We start from the raw sequence: 21,531 nt of genomic DNA, 5'->3' as shown, positions 1-21,531 counted from the left end.
CCATGACCACTCTCATAGACACCCCCACTCAGCCGTCGCACAAGCCGGCACCCAAGAAGACGATCAGCTCCGGCCAGCTCGTGGCCGCGCTACCCGGCGCGGTGCGAAAGCTCGATCCGCGCCTGATGTGGCGGAACCCGGTGATGTTCATCGTCGAGATCGGCGCGGTGCTCACCACCGTTCTCGCGGTGGCCGAACCGTTCCTCGGCGGCCCGGGCGACTCCGGCGGCTCCGCCGTGCCCGGTTCGTTCACCGTGGGCATCGCCTTCTGGCTCTGGCTCACCGTGATCTTCGCCAACCTGGCCGAGTCCGTGGCCGAGGGCCGCGGCAAGGCGCAGGCCGACAGCCTGCGGCAGACCCGCACCAGCACCAACGCCACCCAGGTGCTCGACTACCAGCCCGACACCAACCCCGGCGCCGAGGGCGCCAGGGTGCAGACCGTCTCCTCGGCCGACCTCGGCCTCGGCGACACCGTGATCGTCACCGCCGGCGAACTGGTGCCGGGCGACGGCGACATCGTCTGGGGCATCGCCTCCATCGACGAATCCGCGATCACCGGCGAATCCGCCCCCGTGGTGCGGGAATCCGGCGGCGACCGCAGCGCCGTCACCGGCGGCACCCGAGTGCTCTCCGACCGGATCGTGGTGCGCATCACCAGCAAGCCCGGTGAGACCTTCGTCGACCGAATGATCGCCCTCGTCGAGGGTGCGGCCCGACAGAAGACCCCCAACGAGATGGCGCTGAACATCCTCCTGGCCAGCCTGTCCATCGTGTTCCTGGTGGTGGTGCTCACCCTCAACCCGATCGCGAGCTACTCCGCCGCCACCGTGAGCCTGCCCGTGCTCATCGCCCTGCTGGTCTGCCTGATTCCCACCACCATCGGCGCCCTGCTCTCGGCGATCGGCATCGCCGGCATGGACCGGCTCGTGCAGCGGAACGTCCTAGCCATGTCGGGCCGGGCCGTCGAGGCGGCCGGCGACGTCACCATCCTGCTCCTCGACAAGACCGGCACCATTACCTACGGCAACCGGCAGGCCCGCGAGTTCGCGCCGTTGACCGGCGTGACCGAGGCCGAGCTGGTGCGGGCCGCCGCGCTCTCCTCGCTGAGCGACCCCACCCCGGAGGGCAAGTCGATCGTGGACCTCGCCGCAGAACGGGGCTTCCACCGGCCGGAGAGCCTGGCCGGCGACATCGTGCCGTTCACCGCGCAGACCCGCATGAGCGGCATCGACCTGGCTGGCGACGGCGCTGGTGGCGGGCAGATCCGCAAGGGCGCCGGCTCCGCCGTGCTGGCCTGGGTGGGCGAGGCCGGCCCGGTGCCGGCGAGCGTGAGAGCCGAGCTGACCCTCGAGGTGGAGCGCATTTCCCGGCTGGGCGGCACCCCACTCGTGGTCGCCACCGGCGCATCAGAAACCCCCGCAGCATCCGGCGAGCGCACCGTGCTCGGCGTGATCTACCTCAAGGACATCGTCAAGGAGGGCATCAAGGAGCGCTTCGCGGAGCTTCGCTCGATGGGCATCCGCACCGTCATGGTCACCGGCGACAACGCCCTCACCGCCACCACCATCGCGGCCGAGGCCGGCGTCGACGACTTCCTCGCCGAGGCCACCCCTGAGGACAAGCTCGCCCTCATCCGCCGGGAGCAGGAGGGCGGCAACCTCGTGGCGATGACCGGCGACGGCACCAACGACGCGCCCGCGCTGGCTCAGGCCGACGTGGGGGTGGCGATGAACACCGGCACCTCCGCCGCGAAGGAGGCCGGCAACATGGTCGACCTCGACTCTGACCCCACCAAACTGATCGACATCGTGCGGATCGGCAAGCAGCTGCTGATCACCCGCGGGGCGCTGACCACCTTCTCGATCGCCAACGACCTCGCCAAGTACTTCGCGATCATCCCGGCCATGTTCGCCGGGGTGTTCCCGGGCCTGGCGGTGCTCAACATCATGCAGCTGAGTTCACCGGCCTCGGCGATCCTGTCGGCGATCATCTTCAACGCGATCATCATCGTCGTGCTGATCCCGCTGGCGCTCCGCGGCGTGAAGTACCGGGCGGCGAGCGCGTCGAGCGTTCTCGGCCGCAACCTGCTGATCTACGGGCTCGGCGGAGTGATCGCCCCGTTCGTGGGCATCAAGCTGATCGACCTCGTTGTGTCGCTGCTGCCGGGATTCTGACCACCATGCTCTCGTTCTCTTTGCCCTACCAACCGAAACGGATCACCTCATGAGCGCCTCCCGACCCCGCACCGGCCCCCTGGCCCGGCCCTACTGGGTGGCCCTGCGGGCCATGCTCGTCTTCACCGTCGTGCTCGGCGTGGCCTACCCGCTGAGCATCACCCTGGTCGGCCAGCTGGGCGTGCCCGGGCAGGCCAACGGCTCGCTCGTCTCAGCCGGCGACGGGTCACCCGTGGTCGGCTCCAGCCTGATCGGGCAGTCCTTCACGGATGCCGACGGCGCGGCCCTGCCCGAGTGGTTCCAGTCCCGCCCGTCCGCGGCCGGAGACGGCTACGACGCGCACAGCTCCAGCGGCAGCAACTGGGGGCCGGAGAACCCCGACCTGATCCAGGCGATCGGCGACCGGCAGGCCGCCATCGAAGACCTCGACGGGGTGCCGGCCGACGAGATCCCCGTGGATGCCGTCACCGCGTCCGCGTCCGGCCTGGACCCGCACATCAGCCCGGCCTACGCCCTGCTGCAGGTGCCCAGGGTCGCGGCGGCCCGCGACCTGCCGGAGGCCGAGGTGCGCGCCCTGGTCGAAGCCGTCGAACAGGACCGTGACCTCGGCTATCTCGGCGAACCGACCGTGAATGTGCTCAACTTGAACCTCGAGCTCGCAACGCTCGATTCCGGTAGGTGAGGTAACCCATGAAACGCGGTCGATTGCGCGTGCTGCTCGGCGCCGCCCCCGGCGTCGGCAAGACCTACAGCATGCTCGAAGAAGGCCGCCGACTACAGGGCGAGGGCGCGGACGTGGTCGTGGCGATCGTGGAAACCCACGGCCGCGCGGCCACCGCGCTCCTGGCTGAGGGACTCGAGGTGGTGCCGCGGATGCTCGTGCAGCACCGCGGCATCCAGCTGAGCGAACTCGACCTGGCGGCCGTGCTCGCCCGCCGGCCCGAGATCGCCCTGGTCGACGAGCTCGCGCACACCAACGCGCCCGGCTCGGTCAACCCCAAGCGTTACCTGGACGTGGAGGCGATGCTGGCGGCGGGCATCGACGTGATCTCGACCGTCAACATCCAGCACATCGAATCGCTCAACGACGTGGTGCAGCAGATCACCGGGGTGCCGCAGCGCGAAACCCTGCCGGATGCGGTGCTGCGCGCCGCCGACCAGGTGGAGGTCGTCGACCTGGCCCCGCAGGCGCTGCGCGACAGGCTCGCCGAGGGCAATGTGTACCCGGCGGCCCGCATCGACGCGGCCCTGTCGAACTATTTCCGGCTCGGCAACCTCACCGCCCTGCGTGAGCTGGCGCTGCTCTGGCTGGCCGACGAGGTCGACACCGCCCTGCAGAGCTACCGGGCAGAGCACGGTATCTCGACCAAGTGGGAGGCCCGCGAACGCGTGGTCGTGGCGCTCACCGGGGGGCCGGAGGGCGACACCCTCATTCGCCGGGGCGCCCGCATCGCGGCCCGCTCGGCCGGCGGTGAGCTCGTCGCCGCGCACGTGATCAGCCAGGACGGCCTGGCCGCGGCGCATCCGGGCGCGCTCGCGACACAGCGGGCGCTGGTGGAGGAGCTCGGCGGCAGTTACCACCAGGTCGTCGGCGACGACATCCCCCGTGCGCTGGTGGAGTTCGCCCGCGCCGCCAATGCCACCCAGCTCGTGATCGGCGTGAGCCGACGCAACCGGCTCACCGCGGCGCTGTCCGGGCCGGGCATCGGCAGCACCATCACCCGCGAATCGGGCGATATCGACGTGCACATCGTCACCCACTCCGCGGCCGGCGGGAAGTTCGTGCTGCCCAGGCTCGGCGGGTCGCTCACCGTGCGGCGGCGCCTGGCCGGCTTCGCCCTGGCCCTGATCGGCGGGCCGCTGCTGACCTGGCTGCTGGTCAGTTTCCGCAGCGAGGAGTCGATCACCAGCGACGTGCTCAGCTACCAGCTGCTCGTGGTGGTCGTCGCGCTTGTCGGCGGGCTCTGGCCGGCCCTGTTCGCGGCCCTGCTGTCCGGCCTCACCCTGGACTACTTCCTGGTGCAACCGCTGTACACGGTCACCGTGGCCGAACCGCTGCACCTCTTCGCCCTCTCGCTGTACCTCGTCAACGCCCTGCTGGTGAGTTACGTCGTCGACCAGGCGGCCCGACGCACCCGTACGGCCCGGCGGGCGGCGGCCGAATCCGAGCTGCTGGCCACCGTGGCCGGCAGTGTGCTGCGCGGGGAGGACGCCCTGCAGGCGTTGGTCACCCGCACCAGGGAGGCGTTCGGCCTCGACAGGGTGCGGCTGCTCGCCGGCGGCGCGGTGCTGGTCGAGGCGAGCGCGGCGGATGCGGCGGCGCCGGGCGCTTCGGACGTTCCGGCACCCCCGGCCACGATGGTGCCCACCGGCAGCCGGGCCACCCTGGAGCTCTCCGGACCCGACCTTGCCGCATCCGAACGCCGGCTTCTCAGCGTGATCGCGAGCCAGATCGATGCAGCCCTCGAGCACCGCGATCTCGCCCAGACGGCCAGCGAACTCGGCCCGCTCGAAGAGGCCGACCGGATGCGCAGCGCCCTGCTCGCCGCCGTCGGTCACGACTTGCGCCGGCCCCTCGCCGCCGCGACCACGGCCATCAGCGGGCTCAGGGCCACCGACATCACCCTCACCGACAGCGACCGCACCGAGCTGCTCGCCACGGCCGGCGAAAGCCTGGACACCCTCGCCTCGCTGGTGACCAACCTGCTCGACGTGAGCCGGTTGCAGGCCGGGGCGCTGGCCGTGGCGCTGGGGCCCGTCGACCTCGCCGACGTGGTGCTGCCGGCCCTCGACGAGCTCGGCCTCGGGCCGGACACCGTGCAGCTGGACCTGCCGGTCGAGACCGCACCGGTGCTCGCAGACCCCGGCCTGCTGCAACGCGCGGTGGTCAACCTGCTCACCAATGCCATCCGCTTCTCGCCGGCCGGCACACCCGCCAGGGTGTCAGCCAGCCGGTTCGCCGACACCGTGCAGTTGCGCATCATGGACCAGGGACCCGGCATCCCGGCCGACCGGCGGGGCGACGTGTTCGTGCCGTTCCAGCGGCTCGGTGACACCGACAACGCCACCGGCCTGGGTCTCGGCCTGGCCCTGTCTAAGGGATTCGTCGAGGGCATGGGCGGCACCCTCGAAGCCGACGACACCCCCGGCGGCGGGCTCACCATGGTGATCACCCTGCCGGCCGTCACGTCCACCGCAGTCCCTGCCAGCAACGAGGTCAGCCCATGAAGATCCTGATCGCCGACGATGACCCGCAGATCCTGCGGGCCCTGCGCATCACTCTCGGCGCCCGCGGTTACGAGATCGTCACCGCACACGACGGTCGTACCGCGCTGGCCGCGATCGTGGAGCAGCACCCCGATCTGGTGATGCTCGACCTCGGCATGCCCAACCTCGACGGGCTCGCTGTGATCGACTCTGTCCGCGCCTGGAACAGCGTGCCGATCCTGGTGGTGAGCGGCCGCAGCGGTGCCTCCGACAAAGTGGAGGCCCTGGACCGGGGCGCCGACGACTACGTCACCAAGCCGTTCTCGATCGACGAGCTGCTGGCGCGCATCCGGGCCCTCACCCGCCGGATGCCCACCAGCGGCGACGAACCGGTGGTCACCTTCGGTGACATCACGGTGGACCTGCCGGCCAAGACCATCACCCGAGCCACGGCCGCCGGGCCGGAACACGTGCGGCTGACCCCCACCGAGTGGCAGATCCTCGAGCTGCTGCTGCGCACACCGGGCAAACTGGTGAGCCGGCAGGCGCTCTACGCCGAGGTCTGGGGCCAGCACAAGATGACCGACACCGGCTACCTGCGGCTCTACCTCGCCCAGCTGCGGAAGAAGCTCGAGCCCGACCCATCCCGGCCCCGCTACCTGCTCACCGAGGCCGGTATGGGCTACCGTTTCGCGCCCGACGCGCCGCCACCCGCCTGAGCCGAGCGGATGCCGGCGGCGGCGATCTGCGGGTCAGGGCGCCTGGGGCTCAGCGCGTCGGTAGACTGCCAGAACGATGCGCCCCGGCGCTGATGGGGGATGCTGTGGGCACGACGACGAGCGAGCGCGAGTCCGACGCCCTGTTTAGCGAGATTCTCGCCGACAGGTTGATCAGCAGCAGGTTCCAACCCATTGTCGAGCTCGACTCCGGCACCGTCGTCGCCTATGAGGCCCTCAGCCGGGGTCCTGTCGACACCGAGTTCCACAATCCGGCCGCGCTCTTCGACCGCGCCCACGAGCTGGGCAGGGTCGGCGATCTCGACCTGGCCTGCTGGCTGTCGAGCGTGCACACCGCCACCGAACAGGGCTTCACCACTCCGCACACGCTCTTCGTCAATGTGGAGCCGGGATCGCTGCGCCGTGCCGACCTCACCACTGCACCGCATCCGCCGGCGCCCGCTGTGCTCGAGGTCACCGAACGCGCACTGATGAACGACCCGGCCGGACTGTTCTACGCCATCGACCGGGCCCGGGCGATGGGTTACCGCATCGCCGTGGACGACCTCGGCGCCGATCCGGCCTCGCTTGCCCTGCTGCCGCTGCTGGCGCCCGACCTGATCAAGCTCGACATGGCGCTCATCCGTGAGCGCCCCGACCAGGACGCCGCCCGCGTGATGAGCGCCGTCGCCGCGCACGCCGAACGCACCGGGGCCGTGGTGCTTGCCGAGGGCATCGAGACCGAGGAACACCGGGTGACCGCTCGCGCGCTCGGAGCCACCTACGGGCAGGGCTGGCTCTTCGGCCGCCCGGTGGCCGAGGTCCCGAACGCCGCCGCACTCGCCGGGATCAGCTTCCCCGGTGACCCCTCGGCGTCGCTGCCGACCAGCGGCACCCCGTACAGTGTGGTGGCTCCGCTGCGCACCTCCCGGTCGTCCAACCGGGCGTTGCTGGTGCAGATGAGTATCTTCCTGGAATCGCGGGCACTGGCCAGCGGCGACTCGGCCGTGGTGCTCTCGACGTTCCAGCACCACCCCAACCTCACCCCCGCCACCCGGCGACGCTACGAGACACTCGCCGGGACGGCCGGCTTGGTGGCGGTCTACGTCGCCGGGGATGCCGGCCTCGACGGGGCCAACGGCATCCGCGTGGCCCAGATCGACCCGACCGACCCGTTGCTCGACGAGTGGGACATCGTGGTGCTCACCGCGGATTTCGCCGCCGTCCTGGCCGCCCGCGAGGTCGATCCCGACAACCACGGCGAGGGCGCGTACGAGTTCGTGCTGACCCACGACCGTGACCTCGCCACCGCCGCCGCCCTCACCCTGATCAGCCGGCTCAGCTCACCGCCGTCGCCAGCGGGCGGTCGTACCGGGGGCGCCGCACCAACAGTGGGCTGACGTCTCCAGCGACGTTGTGCGGCGCGCGTCCTCGTTCGAACACGATGCCCGGCTCGGTGGAGAGCAGGCCGGCCGGGCCGCCGCCGACCACGGCGAGGGCGCAGGCGAGGGTCGACGTGACACTGAGGTGGGTGCCCTCGCGCAGGCCCAGCACCGGCACGTCGTTCTCGTCGAGGAACTCGGTCAGGCGGGTTTCCCGGGAGTCTCCGGCGTGGGCCCCGACCAGGTCGGCGTCCACATAGTGCGGGTTGATCTGGAACGGCACCAGGCCGAGCGCCTCGAACGACTCCGGCTGCACGATGGGCATGTCGTTGGTGGTGCGGATGCTGGGCGCGGTGATGGTGGCGCCGGCGCTGGAGCCCAGGTAGGGCAGACCGTTCTGCACCCGCGCGCGGATGACCGGTATCAGTCCGAGTCGCTGCAGGGCGGCGAGCAAGCGGAAGGTGTTGCCGCCGCCGACGAAGAGCGCCTGCGCTGACGCGACAGCGGCGACAGGGTCGGCGGCCTCGTGCAGGCTGCGCACCCCGATGCCGTGCGGCTCGAATGCGGCCCGCACAGTCGCCGTGTACGCATCGTGGTCACCGCCGGCGAAGGGCACGAAGGTGATCTCGGTCACCCCGTTCAGGAAGGCGAGGATCTCGGGCAGCGCGTGCTCGAGGTAACCGTGGCCGGGGCTGGTGCAGTTGGCAAGGAGGAGCAGTTGCATGGGATCCTTCCGATCGGGATGATTCTCCGGCGCGCCCGTTGTGAGACCCGATACGGCCCATTCCGTCGCTCGAAAGGTGATCCTACCTTCCTCCGCAAGGGGCCCAAAGAGGTCCAGGTTCCTAGGATGGGATCACGCCCATCGACCACGGAGGTCATCATGTCTGCCATCGACTCGCAACTACCCGAACTGCCGTCATCCGTCGAACTGGGGATGGGTCAGGGCGGCCTGGCCGTGGCCCGCGTGTTCGCCCGCGCCGGCTCCGCCGAGATCTACCTCCGCGGCGCACATGTGAGCGCCTGGGTGCCCACCGGCGGCAGCCCGGTGATCTGGATGAGCGAGCAGAGCGAATACGCGCCGGGGGTACCGCTCCGCGGCGGGGTACCGATCTGCTTCCCCTGGTTCGGCGCGCACCCCACGGATGCCACAGCCCCGTCGCACGGGTTCGCCCGCCTGGCCGACTGGCGGCTCGCCGAGGCGCGCGAAGCCGGCGATGACGTGGTGCTGGTCTTTGTGCTCACCGACACGGAGGCCACCCGGGCGTCGGCCTGGCCACACCGGTTCGAGGCGCGTTACACGGTCACGGTCGGTGCCCAGCTGGCGCTCTCGCTGCAGGTCACCAACCTCGACACGGCGCAGCTGAGCTACGAGGAGGCCCTGCACACCTACCTCGCCGTCGCCGACATCCGCCAGACCGAGGTGTCGGGTCTGGAGGGCGCCCCGTTCACCGACCGCCTCACCGGCCCGCGCCCCGCCGAGAGCGAGCCGGTGCGCTTCGATGCCGAAACCGACCGGATCTACCTGAACAGCACGGCCGCCACGACGGTGACGGATACCGCGACCGGCCGGCAGATCACCATCATGAAGCAGGGCTCGGCGAGCACCGTCGTGTGGAACCCGTGGATCGACAAGGCCGCCGCGATGGCCGACTTCGGCGACAACGAGTACACCGGCATGGTGTGCGTGGAGACCTGCAACGTCCGCGACAACGCGATCACCCTGGCGCCGGGCGCCGGCCACGAGATGAGCGTGCGCTACTCGGTGGCCTGAGCCGGGCGGCGGATGCGGCCCGGCCCGGCCCGGCCCGCCTGCAGTATGCGGGGTAGGCGCCGTTATGCGGGTGGCGCGCCGCCCGCATAACGGCGCGTGGCCCGCACAACGAGGAACATCACGCCGCGGCAGGCGCCGCGTGGCGCCCCGGCCGACGTCGCACACGGTAGGCGCGCTCCCCCTCTCCGGCAAGGTGCCGGCCGGAGCTGACCCGTCCGCCGCACCGCACCACACCACACCACACCGCACCGCACGGCACGGCACGGCACGGCACGGAATTCCCCGACCGGTCGGGACGTTGCCTCCTGCGATGCCTATTTCCAGCGAAGCCCTGCCCGTTCCAGATCCCGACACCGCCGGCCCCACCGGCACCCCGAGCCAGCCCGGTCGCACCGCCCTCGTCGCGGGCGCAAGCGGCATAGCCGGATCGGCGCTGGTGGACCTGCTCACAGCCGAGGGCTGGAGCGTCATCGCCCTCTCCCGCACCCCCGTCGCCGCGCGGCCCGGTGTGATCCCGGTCGGCGCCGACCTCCGCAGTGTCGACTCGCTGCGCACCGCCCTGGCCCCACACTCGCCCACCCACGTGTTCTTCACCGCGTGGCTCCGACAGGACACCGAGGCGGAGAACATCGTCGTCAACTCCGCCATGGTGCGCGACCTGCTCAGCGCCCTGGCTGACGCCCCGGTGCAGCACGTGGCCCTGATGACCGGGCTCAAGCAGTACCTCGGCCCGTTCGAGGCCTATGGCCAGGGCGAGGTTCCCGACACCCCGTTCCACGAAGACGAACCGCGCCTGTCGGTGGAGAACTTCTACTACGCGCAGGAGGACGAGCTCTGGGCCGCCGCCCGGGCGCGCGGCTTCACCTGGTCGGTGCACCGCGCCCACACCGTGATCGGCCACGCCGTCGGCAACGCCATGAACATGGGCTCCACGCTGGCCGTCTACGCCGCCATCTGCAAGGAACTGGATCGCCCGTTCATCTTCCCGGGGTCCGAGACCCAATGGAACGGCGTCACCGACATGACCGACGCCGGCCTGCTCGCCGACCAGATGGTCTGGGCCGCCACCACCCCGGCCGCCGCGGACACCGCCTTCAACATCGTCAACGGCGACACCTTCCGCTGGCGCTGGCTCTGGCCACGCCTGGCCGCTCACTTCGGCGTCGCGCCGGAGGGCTTCGCCGGCGCCCCGCGGCCGCTCGAAACGCAGATGACGGATGCCCAGCCGGTCTGGGACCGCATCGTGGCCAGCCACGGCCTCGTCGAGTCCGACCTGACCCGGCTGGCGTCCTGGTGGCACAGCGACGCCGACCTCGGTCGCACCATGGAGGTGTTCGCCGACATGGGCCGCAGCCGGGCGGCCGGCTTCACCGGTTACCGCAACACCGAGCAGGCGTTCCTGGACCTGTTCGCCAGGTACCGCGCCGAGCGTCTCATTCCCTAGGCGGATCCGCCGGAGCGAGCCGGCCGATAGTGTCCAGGCATGATCGTTTCGGGAATCGTCCTCATGCTCGGCGGCATCCTGGTGGCGGCGGTCAGCGAGGCCGCCGCTCGCGGGCGACTCGGGGTCAACTCGGTGGCGGGCATCCGCACGCGCGCCCTGATGATGTCCGAGGCGGCCTGGATCGCCGGCCACCGGGCCGCCCGGATCCCGGTGGGCCTGGCCGGACTGGTCATGTTCCTGACCGGCGCCGCCGTCCTCGCGCTGCGTCCGGACGAGGACACGACCGGACCCCTCGTGCTCGCGGCCGCAGTCGTGGCAGTGGTCCTCGTCCTGATCGGTGCGGCCGTGGCAACCCCGGCCGCGCACCGCGCGCTTGAGCTCGTCGACGAGGACGAGCAGCACTAGCGGCTCAGGACGCCAATCGCTCGGAGGCGCCGGCGCCGACTCTGTCAGCGGCACGTCCGGGCTCAGTGATCTCCGCCCACACCGCATCCAGCGAGAGCCCGAGGACCTCGGCGATCGCCGCGATGGTCGGGAACGCCGGAGTCGCGATTCGGCCGGACTCGATCTTCCGAAGGGTCTCCGGCGAGACGCCGGCAGCCAGCGCGGTGTGCAGCATCGAACTCTCCCCCCTGGCCGAACGCAGGAGGGCGCCGAGGCGCGCTCCACGGTCGAGCTCTGCGGGTGTGAGCGGCAATCTGACCATGACACCGATTCTACCGGGATAATATGGCCGGTATAGTTATTGGTTTCCCGCGAAAGGTGCCACATGATCGAGATCCTGACCCCCACCGAACTGACCCGAGCGCGAGAGTCGGGCGCCCTGGTCGCCGACATCCTGCACACGCTCAAGCGCCGCAGCACGGTGGGGACCAACCTCCTGGACCTCGACAGGTGGGCGCAGGCCATGATCGTCGAGGCCGGCGCATCGTCCTGTTACGTCGACTACGCGCCATCCTTCGGCCGCGGGCCGTTCGGCCACTACATCTGCACGTCAGTCAACGACGCGGTGCTGCACGGGCTGCCCCACGACTACGCCCTGGCCGACGGGGACCTGCTCACTCTCGACCTCGCCGTGTCCACCAACGGGATCGCCGCGGACTCGGCCATCAGCTTTCTCGTGGGTGACTCGAAGCCCGCGGAGAGCGTCACGATGATCGACGCGACCGAACGAGCCCTGGCCGCCGGGATCGCCGCCGCCGCGCCAGGAGCGCAGATCGGGGATATCTCCGCCGCCATCGGCTCCGTCCTCAGCGCGGCGGGCTACCCGATCAACCTGGAATTCGGCGGTCACGGCATCGGATCGACCATGCACCAGGACCCGCACGTGTCGAACGATGGGCGACCCGGCCGCGGCTACCGACTGCGCCCCGGCCTGCTGCTGGCCCTGGAACCGTGGGTCATGGTGGACACGGCTGCGCTGATCACCGACGCCGACGGCTGGACCCTGCGCAGCGCGACGGGCTGCCGCACGGCACACAGCGAGCATACGATCGCGATCACCGAGGACGGCGCCGAGATCCTCACCCTGCCGACACGGACGAACTCGAGAGGCCCCGCGTTTACATGAGGTGATCAGGAGACTTCGGTAAACTACCCTGAGGTGAGCTGGGAAGTCTGGTCAGCATTCGCATGACCGACCCCAAACCCTCTGGAGTGCCTTGCCACACGACACCCCCATTCCTTCCGCCCCGCAGACCGTTCCCTCGCGCGGCAGCTACCGCGAGAAGCTCCGCATCGGCGCGATCCTGCGCAAGGAGACCGTCGGCGGTTTCCTGCTGGTCTTCGCGGCCGCCGTCGCGTTGATCTGGGCCAACTCGCCCGCCGCAGACAGCTACTTCGCCCTGCGCGATTTCCGCATCGGCTATGAGCCGTGGCACCTGGAGCTGAGCCTGGGCGCCTGGGCGGCCGACGGGCTGCTGGCGATCTTCTTCTTCCTGGTGGGCCTGGAGCTCAAGAAGGAGTTCGTGGCCGGTGACCTGCGCTCCCCGTCCCGGGCGATCGTGCCCGTCGCCGCCGCGATGGGCGGCGTGGCCGTGCCCGCGCTGTTCTATGCCGGCGTCAACCTGGTCAGCCCGGAGACCCTGCAGGGCTGGGCTATCCCCACGGCCACCGACATCGCCTTCGCGGTGGCGGTCCTGGCCATCGTGGGCTCGCACCTGCCCAGCGCCCTGCGCATCTTCCTGCTCACCCTGGCCGTGGTCGACGACCTGCTGGCCATCTCGATCATCGCCGTGTTCTACTCCGACGACGTGCAGGTCGGCCCGCTGCTGCTCGCCCTGATCCCGCTGGCCCTGTACACCTTCCTGGCACAGAAGTACCGGCGCTTCTTCGCCGATCGGGCCTGGGCGGCCTGGTTGATCCTGCTGCCGTTGGGCTTCGCCACCTGGGCACTCGTCCACGCCGGTGGCATCCACGCCACCGTGGCCGGTGTGCTGCTCGGCTTCGCCGTGCCGGTCATCCACCGCCGCACCCGCCCGGGCGTGGCCGCCGAGGAGGGGCCCGGCCTGTCGGAGACCTTCGAACACCGGTTCCGCCCGCTCTCGGCCGGTTTCGCCGTGCCGGTTTTCGCGTTCTTCTCCGCCGGCGTCACCGTGGGCGGCTGGGACGGCCTGGTGGGCGCCCTCACCGACCCCGTCGCGATCGGCATCATCGTGGGCCTCGTGCTCGGCAAGCCCGTGGGCATCGTGGGCACCACCTGGCTGATGACCAGGCTCACCCCGGTGAAGCTCGATCCGGCGCTCCGCTGGATCGACCTGATCGGCGTGGCGGTTCTGGCGGGCATCGGCTTCACGGTGTCGCTGCTCATCGCCGACCTGAGCTTCGGTGCCGGCTCTCTCACCAACGACCACGCCAAGGTAGGTATCCTCGTGGCGTCGATCACCGCCGCCCTGCTCGCCTCGGTGATCCTGCGCGCCCGCAATCGCCTCTACCGCCGCATCGAACAGGCCGACGCGGTGGATGCCGACGGTGACGGCATCCCGGATGCCTACCAGCAGGGCGAACCCGACCGCACCCCGGCCGACTGACGCCGACGGGCCGGCGCCGACGGGCCGGCGCCGGCCGGGTCAGGCGTTCAGGGAGTACATGCTGAGCGCGTTGCCGTCCGGATCGGTGAAGTCGAAGTAGTCCACGGCCCCCGGCACGTGCTCGAGAGTGCCGAGAATCACGCCCAGCCCGGTGAGGCGTTCGTACTCGGCGGAGGCGTCTGGCACGCCCAGCCGCAGGGTGACCTGGGCGCCCGAGCGCTTCGGCGGCTCCTCGCTGAGTTGCAGGTCGATGGGACCGACCACAAATTCGATCACCCCTGGGGCCGGTTCCACCGAGGGAGTGGACACCTCGAACACCCGCCGGTACCAACGCTCGGCGGCCGGCAGATCGCGAACGGGCAGGCCTACGGTTACGCTCGTCACCTTCATACCGGCCATCTCAGCGCGTGGCCGGCGCGCGCGCAAGGGCCCGCACCCGCGTGAGCGGATGCGGGCCCCGAGCGCTGCCGGCTACGCGGCTACTCGTAGCGGAGCGACTCGATGGGGTCCTGACGAGCGGCACGGAGCGCCGGGATGGTGCCGGCCAGGAACGCCAGGCCCATGACCACCAGGACGATCGTGGCGAGCGCCGCCGGGTCGAACGCCACCAGAGTGAGCCCGGGCAGGTCGGCCAGCAGGGTGTCGGCCAGCAGCGCGTTGGCGCCGGTGCCGGCCAGCATGCCCACGGCGACACCGAGCGCGCTGCCCATCAGGCCGATGAACACGGCCTCCAGGCTGAACAGGCCGAAGATCTTGCCGCCGCCCAGGCCCATGGCCTTCATCAGGCCGATCTCCCGGGTGCGCTCCTGCACGCTCATCAGCAGCGTGTTGACGATGCCGAAGCCGGCGGCCAGCAGGGCGATCACGGCGAAGGCGTTGAGCACCAGCACGATGCCGTCGATGACGGCCTTGAAGGAGCCGATCTGGTCTTCCACCGTGGTGCCGGTGTAGCCCAGGTCGGTCAGGTCGGCCTTGAGCGTGGCCAGGTCTGCCTCGCTACCGGTCGGATCGAACCGGACGACGGCCTGCGCGTAGCTGTCCTTACTGGTCTCGGACAGGCCCACACTCTGGGCGTCGTAGAGCGCCTCGGTGAGCACCTCGTTGGCCGTGAACGCCGTCGAGCCCGTCAGGCCTTCCTCTGAGACGCCGACGATGGTGGCGGTCAGCTCGGACTGGGTTCCCGTGACGTCGGTGATGGCCAGGGTGAGCGTGGCGCCCAGGGCGTCGGCGTCATCCGCGAAGCCCAGGGGCGCGACGAACGAGACCGGGATGGCGACCTGGTAGTCGCTGCTTTCCGCGTCGGGTTCTGCGCCCGCGGCGAGGTCCAGCGCCATGCCGGGGATGAAGCTCCCCACGTTGGCCTCGTAGGCGGTGCCGTCGGCCACCTGGACGAAGTCGGGCCTCACGCTCAGCTGCGGCTGGACGGAGAGGACGCCGTCAACGGCGCCGATCGTGTCGAGGTCGTCGGAGGTGAGCGCGATCAGGCTGGATCCCGGAGCGCCGGGTGGCGAGTTCGGGGAATCGATGGCGACCGCGGAGGGATCGTACTCGACCGGACCATCCGTGCTGTCTTCGGCCGCCTTGGTGACCGTGATGACGTCGTCGGCGCCGATCGAGGCGACAGTCGTGTCGATGTACTGGTTGATTCCCGTGCCGACCCCGCTGGTGAGGGTGAGGGTGAACGCGCCGATGAAGATCGAGAGCACCGTGAGGGTGGTGCGGGTCTTGCTGCGCAGGCTGTTCCTGACGGCCGAGCGGATCAGGTCGAAGGCGTTCATGCGCGCACCTCCCCGGTGCTCGTGGCCGAGGCCGGGGTGGCGGGCACCGCGTGGAGGCTGTCGACGATGAGGCCGTCGCGGATGTACACCCGACGGTCGCAACGCGCCGCGAGGTCTTCGTCGTGGGTCACGATGATCAGGGTGATGCCGTTGTCCTTCTGCAGCGAGAACAGGATGTCCTCCACGACCTTGCCGGTGGCGGAGTCGAGGTTGCCGGTGGGTTCGTCGGCGAAGATCACGCTGGGATTGTTCACCAGCGCCCGGGCGATCACCACCCGCTGCTTCTGGCCGCCGGAGAGGTCGGTGGCCTTGTTCTTGGCCTTGTCGGCCAGTTCCAGCTGCTCCAGGGCCGCCATCCCGCGGCGTTTGCGTTCGGCGCCGCCGATGCCGGCGATCTGCAGCGGCAGTGTCACGTTGTCGAGCACGCTGGTGTTGGGGGTGAGGAAGAACTGCTGGAACACAAAACCGAAGGTCTCGTTGCGGGTCTGGTTGACGACCTTGCCGCTCAGCGCGCTGGCATCGCGGCCGCTGAGCTCGACAGCACCGGAGCTGGGGTTGTCGAGCAGCGCCAGCAGGTGCATCAGGGTGGACTTGCCCGACCCGCTCTTGCCGACGATGGCGATGGACTCGCCCTGGTGGATGTCGAGCGAGACCCCCTTGAGGGCGTCGAACCGGGTGGCGCCGCGGCCATACGACTTGTGTATGTCGCGGGCGGCGAGAATGGGCACGGTCATGGCTGGGCTCTCCTGTGGATGCGGCGGGTGCCGCTGTGTTGTGCGGGCTGCGCGTCGGCGGGCAGCGGGGGTTGGCGTGCCGTTCAACCGGCCACTTCGCGACCGGCCCAACGACACGACTCCAGTCTCCCGGACGTGTCCAGGCCCCGGCGTCCTCCGGCCGTAGGAACCTGCCGGTACCGCCGCTGACACGGTTTCTGCCGGTGCCGGCCCCGGCGTACCACCAACGCAGTACGCCGGGCGCCCGCGCCCGCGGGCTGCCTCCGCCCGGATCGATTGACAGAATGGGTCTGACCCGATCCGCGGGCGGGAGGAACAGTATGCCGAGCCAGCGCACGCGTGCATCCGAGACCGGCCCCGGCCTGCCACTCCCCCGCCGCGGCAGTACCGATCCGGCCCCTGGCACCTTTTCGCCGTTGTCGCGGCTGCCGTTCTGGCTGCGCGACCTGCTCGCGGTTCTGCTCGTACTCGGCCCCGGTTTCGCGGGCACCGACTTCAGCGGCACCGTGTTCTCGAGCCCCGCCGCCGCTGTGCTGGTGGCTGCCTCGGCCGGGTCGATGTTGTTGCGCCGGCGGGCGCCGCTGGTCGGCGCATCCGTGGCCGTGGTGGCCTGCGTGCTCGGCCTGGCGGTGGACGGGCCGATCGTGTCGTATCTGCTGGCCGTTCTGGTCGGGGTGTTCTCCGTGGCCGCGCGGATGCCCCGGCGCACCTCGCTGCTCTTCTCCGGCTGCACCGTGGTGCTCCTGGCCGGCGCCACCCTCGCCTTCCTCGACTCGTCCTGGCACGACGCCCGCGCGATGCTGCAGCTGGCGGCGTTCGTGGGCTTCGCCACCGCCGCCGGCGATGCAAACCGGTCGCACGCCGCCTACATCCGGGGCATCACCGAGCGGGCCCGCCGTGCCGAGGAGACCAAGGAGTCCGAGGCCCTGCGCCGGGTGGCGGAGGAGCGCCTGCGCATCGCCCGCGACCTGCACGACCTGCTCGCGCACCAGATCGCGGTGATCAACCTGCACTCCAGCGTCGCCTCCCAGGCGCTGCCCGACCGGCCGGACGACGCCGAGACGTCGCTGGCCACCATCCGTGCGGCCGCCCGCACCGTACTCGGCGAGATCGGCAGCTTGCTCAACGTGCTGCGCGCCACGGATGCCGGCGGAACCGGCCTGGCGTCGGCTCCCGTCGCCGGGCTCGCCGACCTGGAACCGCTGTTGATCGACTTCGAACGCAGCGGGCTGCGCGTGGAGCACCGGCTGGCCGGCACCCCGAGACCGCTCCCCGGCGCCGTCGACATGGTGGCGTTCCGGGTGGTGCAGGAGGCGCTGACGAATGCGCACAAACACGGCGCCGACCACACCGCGTTGCTGCACCTGGACTACCGGCCGGCGGGCCTGGAGATCACGGTGACCAATACCGTGGCCGCGCAGCCCCGCGTCGGATCGTCGGCGGCGGACACCGCGGGCGGCGCCGGGCACGGTCTGCTCGGCGCCAGGGAACGAGTGGGGTCGGTGGCCGGCCGGCTCACCGCCACCAGGGGCCCCGGCCCGGTCTTCAGGTTCACCGCCTGGCTGCCCACCGATCCCGCCGACACCATGACACCGGCCGGTGCCGACGCACCTGTTCCGAGAGAACCCGCAGACCCCCGACCGAATGGTGCCTCATGATCTCCGTGGTTCTCGCCGACGACCAGTCCCTGATCCGCACAGCCGTGGCCGAGCTCGTGTCGCACGAGCCCGGCTTCAGCGTGGCCGGGCAGGCCGGCAACGGGCGCGAAGCCGTGGATCTGGTGCGGGCGCTGCGCCCGGACATCGTGCTGATGGACATCCGGATGCCCGTGATGGACGGCATCCAGGCGACCGCGGCGATCTGCGCCGACCCGGAGCTGGCCGGCACCCGCATCATCGTGCTCACCACCTTCGAGGAAGACGAGTACGTGCTGCAGGCCCTGCGCGCGGGCGCCAGCGGATTCGTCGGCAAGGGAACCGAGGCGCCCGACCTGATGAACGCCATCCGCACGGTGCACGGCGGCGAAGCCCTGCTCTCGCCGCGCGCCACGAAGGCCCTGATCGACAGGTACACGGCGCCCGTCGAGCCGGCCGCGCTCTCGGTTCCGCCGGCACTGGCACTGCTCACCGAGCGGGAGCGGGAGATCCTGCTGCTCGTGGGCCGCGGCCACGCCAACAGCGCGATCGCCGAGGAGCTGGTGATCTCCCCGCACACCGCCAAGACCCACGTGAACCGCATGATGACCAAGCTCGGCGCGCACGACCGTGCCCAGCTGGTGATCGTCGCCTACGAGTCGGGCCTGCTCGTGCCCGGCGGGACGGCGTAGCCACCCGCGGGCAACTCGCCGTCAGCGGTAGTGCTGTTCGCCGCGGGCGGCCTTCTCCACCACGTCCCGGATGCGTGCGGCCCGCACCGCGGGGGTTTTGATGTTGGCCAGCCGGAAGTAGATCCGGAACCGGTCCACCTTCGTCAGCGAGGCCAGGTACGCGGCCGCCGCCGGGTCGGCATCCAGGGCCGCCTGCAGGTCCGGCGGGGCGACGGCATCCCGTTGCCGGTAGGCGGCGTCCCACCGGCCATCCGCCTGGGCCCGCTCGATCTCCGCGATCCCGGCCGGCCGCATCCGCCCCTCGTCGATGAGCCGCGCCACGTGCTCCCGGTTGATCTGCGACCACGGGCTGTTCTTGCGCCGCGGTGAGAAGCCGGTGAGAGTGTAGTCGTCATCGAGCCGGTTGGTCTGACCGTCGATCCAGCCGTAGCAGAGCGCCACGTCCAGGGCCTCCGACCAGGTCATTCCCGAAGCTTTCGAGTTCTTCTTACGCAGCTTCAGGCGCACGCCGCCGTCATCGGGCTCGCCGGCCAGGTAGGCCTCCCATTCCTGAACGGTGACGTCGAGGATGACTCGGTCCTGCATTCCCACCATGCGCTTATTTTACGGATGCTCGCGCAGTGCATTTCTCCTGACTTCGCGGCGCCCGCGGCGTAGCATCGGCCGTGGCGGGCGCCGCTGACGGCATCGGGATGGGCCCGGGCCCGGTCTCCCGCGAAGGAATGGTGTGACGATGACGAACACGACCATGCAGATGATGGAAATGCACATGAAGGACATGCCCATGCAGGGGATGGACATGATGCTGATGCAGGAATGCATCGAGGCGTGCTCAGCCTGCGAGCAGGCCTGCACGATGTGCGCGGACTCGATGATGGGTGAGGGTATGGCGACGGGGCGAAGCCTGTGCGCCACCATGGCCGACCTGGCCGGCACCATGATGCGTGCGATGCTGCGCCCGAACGGGATGCACATGGAGGGCATGATATCCATGCACACGGCCACCATGACGATGGCGACCGCCTGCGCCGAGGAGTGTATGAAGCACGCCGGCATGAGCGAGGACGCCCGGATGTGCGCCGAGGCGTGCCGTCAGTGCGCGATGGCCTGCCAGAAGATGATGGACGCCATGACCGGGATGATGCCCACGAGCTGACCCGTGGCCGAACCGACCGCTGCGAGTGGGCCGCTTGGAGGGCTGAGTGCGGGAGGGCTGACTAGAGCCGCACGACGCTGATACGGCTGCGGCCGCTCGCGAGCACGTTGTAGACGGAGTGCAACGCCACCGGCGCTCCGGCGCTGAGGTGCGCCGTCAGGTCGGCGTGGTTCCAGACCCACACCGTGGCGGTGTCGCTGTCGGCGGCGGTGTCGTCGGGGCCGAACAGGGCGATCCCGATCCACCCGTCGGACGTCGCGCGCAGCACGATGCCGTCGGCCCACTTGCTCGGGGTGGCCTCGGCGACCCGCACGTGAATGGGTTGGGTCGCGTGGCCGGCTCCGTGGTTGACGCAGCCATCGCTACCCGTGCTGTTGCACTGCAGGATGTGCAGCGGTTGCGTGATCATTGAGCCTCCTTCACGATCGGCGTTCGTTGCCTCGAGTGTAGGTTCGCGATTTTCGGCTGTCACGCCGGTGCCGTCACAGAACGACACAGACTACGAGCGGTCAGCACCCGACGGAGAACCCGGAACCAGTCGCGGTACCAACCCCACCAGGATCACCATGCCGACCAGCTCGACCAGCGTCTGCGTCACCACGGCCAGCGGCGCCAAGGCCAGGGAGGCCGGCAGGGCGAGGGCCAACGGCAGCACCACCAGCGAGTTGCGGGTGGCGCCGCTGAAGATCAGGGCGCGGGAGGCCGGCACGTCGAGGCCGCCGAGCCGGGCGGCGACCAGACCGACCCCGACCAGGATGACCAGGAAGGCGACGTAGAGCGGGACGAGGGTGAGCAACGCCGCGGCCTGGGCCCCCACTGCTGCCAGCTGCGACCCGACGACCACCGCGAGGGTGGCCATCATCAGCGGCACCATGAGCGCCTGCAGGAGGATCACGATGGCGCGGGCCGCCCCGGCCACCCGTCGCCTGCGGGCACCGAACTGCACCGCCGCCGCGGCGGCGAGGGGCAGCACGATCAGGGCCAGGAACGCCTCGACGAACGGGCCCACCTCGATCTGCGCCACCGCGGCAGGCCCGGCGAACAGCGTCAGGTAGACCGGCAACAGCACGATCTGCAGCAGCATCAGCAACGGCGTGGCGGCCAACAGCTTGTCGCGGGCCCCACCGGCCAGCCCGGTGAACACGATCACATAGTCCACGCACGGGGTGAGCAGCACCAGCAGCACCCCCAGGAGCAGGGCCCGGTCGGCGGCGACGAACCGGCTGAGGCCGAAGACCACCACGGGTACGATCACGAAGTTGACCGTGAGGACGGCACCCACAAAGCGGAGGTCCAGGAACGATCGCCCGACGCTCACGAGCGGCACACCCAGGAAGGTGGCGAACAGCAGCAGCCCGAGCAGCGGGGTGATGGCGACCGAGAGCATGGGGGCCGTGACGGGGGCCAGCCGGCCGACCAGGGCGCCGAGCGCCATCGCGGCCAGGTACAGCGCCACCTGGCGGTGTTCCAGCCGCTGCACGATCCCCGCCATGCTCCCACCCTAGAGGCGGGCGAGAGGTCGGGCGGATACGGCGACGCCGGGTCACCGGCCCGCCCAGGTGCCATCGTCGCTGCCTATAGTGGTGGGATGACTACCGACAACACGAAGAACCCGAAGATCCCCGACGGCTCCACCGAGGTCAGCAGCGAAGAGACCGAACGCACCGAGAAGCTCGCGGACGGATCGCAGAGCGACGACAGTTCCCCGACCGAGGACGACACAGCGTCCGGCGGTCCGGCAGACTGACCTGCCGCGCCGTTCCCGGCGCCCCACAGCCGCACCCAGCGCGACCCACGCCATACGTTCCGCC

22 protein-coding genes are annotated in these 21,531 nt (G+C 70.4%); 14 read left to right on the top strand and 8 right to left on the bottom strand.

Features of this window, described 5'->3' with window-relative positions; all coding sequences use genetic code 11:
• Window positions 1-2 precede the first annotated feature (2 nt).
• From kdpB to C3B61_RS08270, 5 genes are all read left to right on the top strand, one after another.
• Window positions 3-2,174 carry a potassium-transporting ATPase subunit KdpB gene (gene kdpB, locus C3B61_RS08290; RefSeq protein ID WP_103460191.1) on the top strand — a complete coding sequence of 724 codons (2,172 nt, stop codon included), beginning with the start codon at window positions 3-5 and terminating at the stop codon, window positions 2,172-2,174.
• A 49-nt stretch (window positions 2,175-2,223) separates the two neighbouring features.
• Window positions 2,224-2,856, top strand: a complete 633-nt coding sequence (gene kdpC / locus C3B61_RS08285) for a potassium-transporting ATPase subunit KdpC (RefSeq protein ID WP_103460190.1) — start codon at window positions 2,224-2,226, stop codon at window positions 2,854-2,856.
• An 8-nt stretch (window positions 2,857-2,864) separates the two neighbouring features.
• Window positions 2,865-5,402 (top strand): sensor histidine kinase, encoded by a 2,538-nt coding sequence (locus C3B61_RS08280; RefSeq protein ID WP_103460189.1) that lies wholly within the window; start codon window positions 2,865-2,867, stop codon window positions 5,400-5,402.
• Window positions 5,399-6,100, top strand: a complete 702-nt coding sequence (locus C3B61_RS08275) for a response regulator (protein WP_103460188.1) — start codon at window positions 5,399-5,401, stop codon at window positions 6,098-6,100. The genes C3B61_RS08280 and C3B61_RS08275 overlap by 4 nt, the downstream gene beginning before the upstream one ends.
• A gap of 104 nt (window positions 6,101-6,204) precedes the next feature.
• A complete protein-coding gene (locus C3B61_RS08270; RefSeq protein WP_165791138.1) occupies window positions 6,205-7,497 on the top strand; it encodes a sensor domain-containing phosphodiesterase in 1,293 nt (430 codons plus the stop codon).
• Here the strand turns inward: C3B61_RS08270 and pepE are convergent.
• Window positions 7,436-8,203, bottom strand: a complete 768-nt coding sequence (pepE, locus tag C3B61_RS08265; protein WP_103460186.1) for a dipeptidase PepE — start codon at window positions 8,201-8,203, stop codon at window positions 7,436-7,438. The two genes, C3B61_RS08270 and pepE, sit on opposite strands and share 62 nt — an antisense overlap.
• A 159-nt stretch (window positions 8,204-8,362) precedes the next feature.
• Here pepE and C3B61_RS08260 point away from each other — a divergent pair, with 159 nt between their 5' ends.
• The 3 genes from C3B61_RS08260 to C3B61_RS08250 all read left to right on the top strand — a co-directional run bounded on the left by C3B61_RS08260 (window position 8,363) and on the right by C3B61_RS08250 (window position 11,102).
• A complete protein-coding gene (locus C3B61_RS08260) occupies window positions 8,363-9,253 on the top strand; it encodes a D-hexose-6-phosphate mutarotase (RefSeq protein WP_165791137.1) in 891 nt (296 codons plus the stop codon).
• Between the two features lie 310 nt (window positions 9,254-9,563).
• Window positions 9,564-10,697: an SDR family oxidoreductase gene (locus C3B61_RS08255; RefSeq protein ID WP_103460184.1), complete on the top strand. Its 1,134-nt coding sequence runs from the start codon at window positions 9,564-9,566 to the stop codon at window positions 10,695-10,697.
• 39 nt (window positions 10,698-10,736) lie between these two features.
• Complete coding sequence (locus tag C3B61_RS08250) at window positions 10,737-11,102, top strand: SdpI family protein (protein WP_088457716.1); 366 nt, start codon at window positions 10,737-10,739, stop codon at window positions 11,100-11,102.
• A 4-nt stretch (window positions 11,103-11,106) separates the two neighbouring features.
• Here the strand turns inward: C3B61_RS08250 and C3B61_RS08245 are convergent, their stop codons facing one another.
• Complete coding sequence (locus tag C3B61_RS08245; protein WP_103460183.1) at window positions 11,107-11,403, bottom strand: helix-turn-helix transcriptional regulator; 297 nt, start codon at window positions 11,401-11,403, stop codon at window positions 11,107-11,109.
• Window positions 11,404-11,466: 63 nt separating this feature from the next.
• On the opposite strand from C3B61_RS08245, the gene map reads away from it, so the two are divergent.
• On the top strand, window positions 11,467-12,267 hold the full coding sequence (map, locus tag C3B61_RS08240) for a type I methionyl aminopeptidase (RefSeq protein ID WP_103460182.1): 801 nt from the start codon (window positions 11,467-11,469) through the stop codon (window positions 12,265-12,267).
• Window positions 12,268-12,358: 91 nt separating this feature from the next.
• Entirely contained in the window at window positions 12,359-13,726 is a 1,368-nt protein-coding gene (gene nhaA, locus C3B61_RS08235) for a Na+/H+ antiporter NhaA (protein ID WP_103460181.1), read from the top strand.
• Window positions 13,727-13,765: 39 nt separating this feature from the next.
• On the opposite strand, the gene C3B61_RS08230 is transcribed toward nhaA, so the two are convergent.
• The 3 genes from C3B61_RS08230 to C3B61_RS08220 form a co-directional block, all read right to left on the bottom strand.
• Window positions 13,766-14,116 (bottom strand): VOC family protein, encoded by a 351-nt coding sequence (locus tag C3B61_RS08230; RefSeq protein WP_088457720.1) that lies wholly within the window; start codon window positions 14,114-14,116, stop codon window positions 13,766-13,768.
• 89 nt (window positions 14,117-14,205) lie between these two features.
• On the bottom strand, window positions 14,206-15,504 hold the full coding sequence (locus C3B61_RS08225) for an ABC transporter permease (protein WP_088457721.1): 1,299 nt from the start codon (window positions 15,502-15,504) through the stop codon (window positions 14,206-14,208).
• Complete coding sequence (locus tag C3B61_RS08220; protein WP_103460180.1) at window positions 15,501-16,238, bottom strand: ABC transporter ATP-binding protein; 738 nt, start codon at window positions 16,236-16,238, stop codon at window positions 15,501-15,503. The genes C3B61_RS08225 and C3B61_RS08220 overlap by 4 nt, the downstream gene beginning before the upstream one ends.
• A 320-nt stretch (window positions 16,239-16,558) precedes the next feature.
• Here C3B61_RS08220 and C3B61_RS08215 point away from each other — a divergent pair, with 320 nt between their 5' ends.
• Complete coding sequence (locus C3B61_RS08215; RefSeq protein ID WP_103460179.1) at window positions 16,559-17,896, top strand: sensor histidine kinase; 1,338 nt, start codon at window positions 16,559-16,561, stop codon at window positions 17,894-17,896.
• A complete protein-coding gene (locus tag C3B61_RS08210; protein ID WP_103460178.1) occupies window positions 17,893-18,564 on the top strand; it encodes a response regulator transcription factor in 672 nt (223 codons plus the stop codon). Before C3B61_RS08215 ends, C3B61_RS08210 begins: the two co-directional genes overlap by 4 nt.
• 21 nt (window positions 18,565-18,585) lie before the next feature.
• Here C3B61_RS08210 and C3B61_RS08205 read toward each other — a convergent pair whose 3' ends face one another.
• The gene (locus C3B61_RS08205; RefSeq protein WP_103460177.1) at window positions 18,586-19,158 is read right to left on the bottom strand and encodes a YdeI/OmpD-associated family protein; all 573 of its coding nucleotides are present in this window, start codon (window positions 19,156-19,158) and stop codon (window positions 18,586-18,588) included.
• A 139-nt stretch (window positions 19,159-19,297) separates the two neighbouring features.
• On the opposite strand from C3B61_RS08205, the gene C3B61_RS08200 reads away from it, so the two are divergent.
• Complete coding sequence (locus C3B61_RS08200; RefSeq protein ID WP_103460176.1) at window positions 19,298-19,720, top strand: four-helix bundle copper-binding protein; 423 nt, start codon at window positions 19,298-19,300, stop codon at window positions 19,718-19,720.
• A gap of 61 nt (window positions 19,721-19,781) precedes the next feature.
• Here the strand turns inward: C3B61_RS08200 and C3B61_RS08195 are convergent, their stop codons facing one another.
• On the bottom strand, window positions 19,782-20,129 hold the full coding sequence (locus C3B61_RS08195) for a hypothetical protein (protein WP_103460175.1): 348 nt from the start codon (window positions 20,127-20,129) through the stop codon (window positions 19,782-19,784).
• Window positions 20,130-20,219: 90 nt separating this feature from the next.
• Window positions 20,220-21,212 carry a bile acid:sodium symporter gene (locus C3B61_RS08190; protein WP_103460174.1) on the bottom strand — a complete coding sequence of 331 codons (993 nt, stop codon included), beginning with the start codon at window positions 21,210-21,212 and terminating at the stop codon, window positions 20,220-20,222.
• Between the two features lie 96 nt (window positions 21,213-21,308).
• On the opposite strand from C3B61_RS08190, the gene C3B61_RS19660 reads away from it, so the two are divergent.
• Complete coding sequence (locus tag C3B61_RS19660) at window positions 21,309-21,467, top strand: hypothetical protein (protein ID WP_165788003.1); 159 nt, start codon at window positions 21,309-21,311, stop codon at window positions 21,465-21,467.
• Window positions 21,468-21,531 lie beyond the last annotated feature (64 nt).

Origin of the sequence: Cryobacterium zongtaii, assembly GCF_002909375.1 — a bacterium.
GTDB lineage: Bacteria > Actinomycetota > Actinomycetes > Actinomycetales > Microbacteriaceae > Cryobacterium > Cryobacterium zongtaii.
Note: the sequence above shows the minus strand (reverse complement) of the source record. Positions and strands in the feature narration are given on the sequence as shown.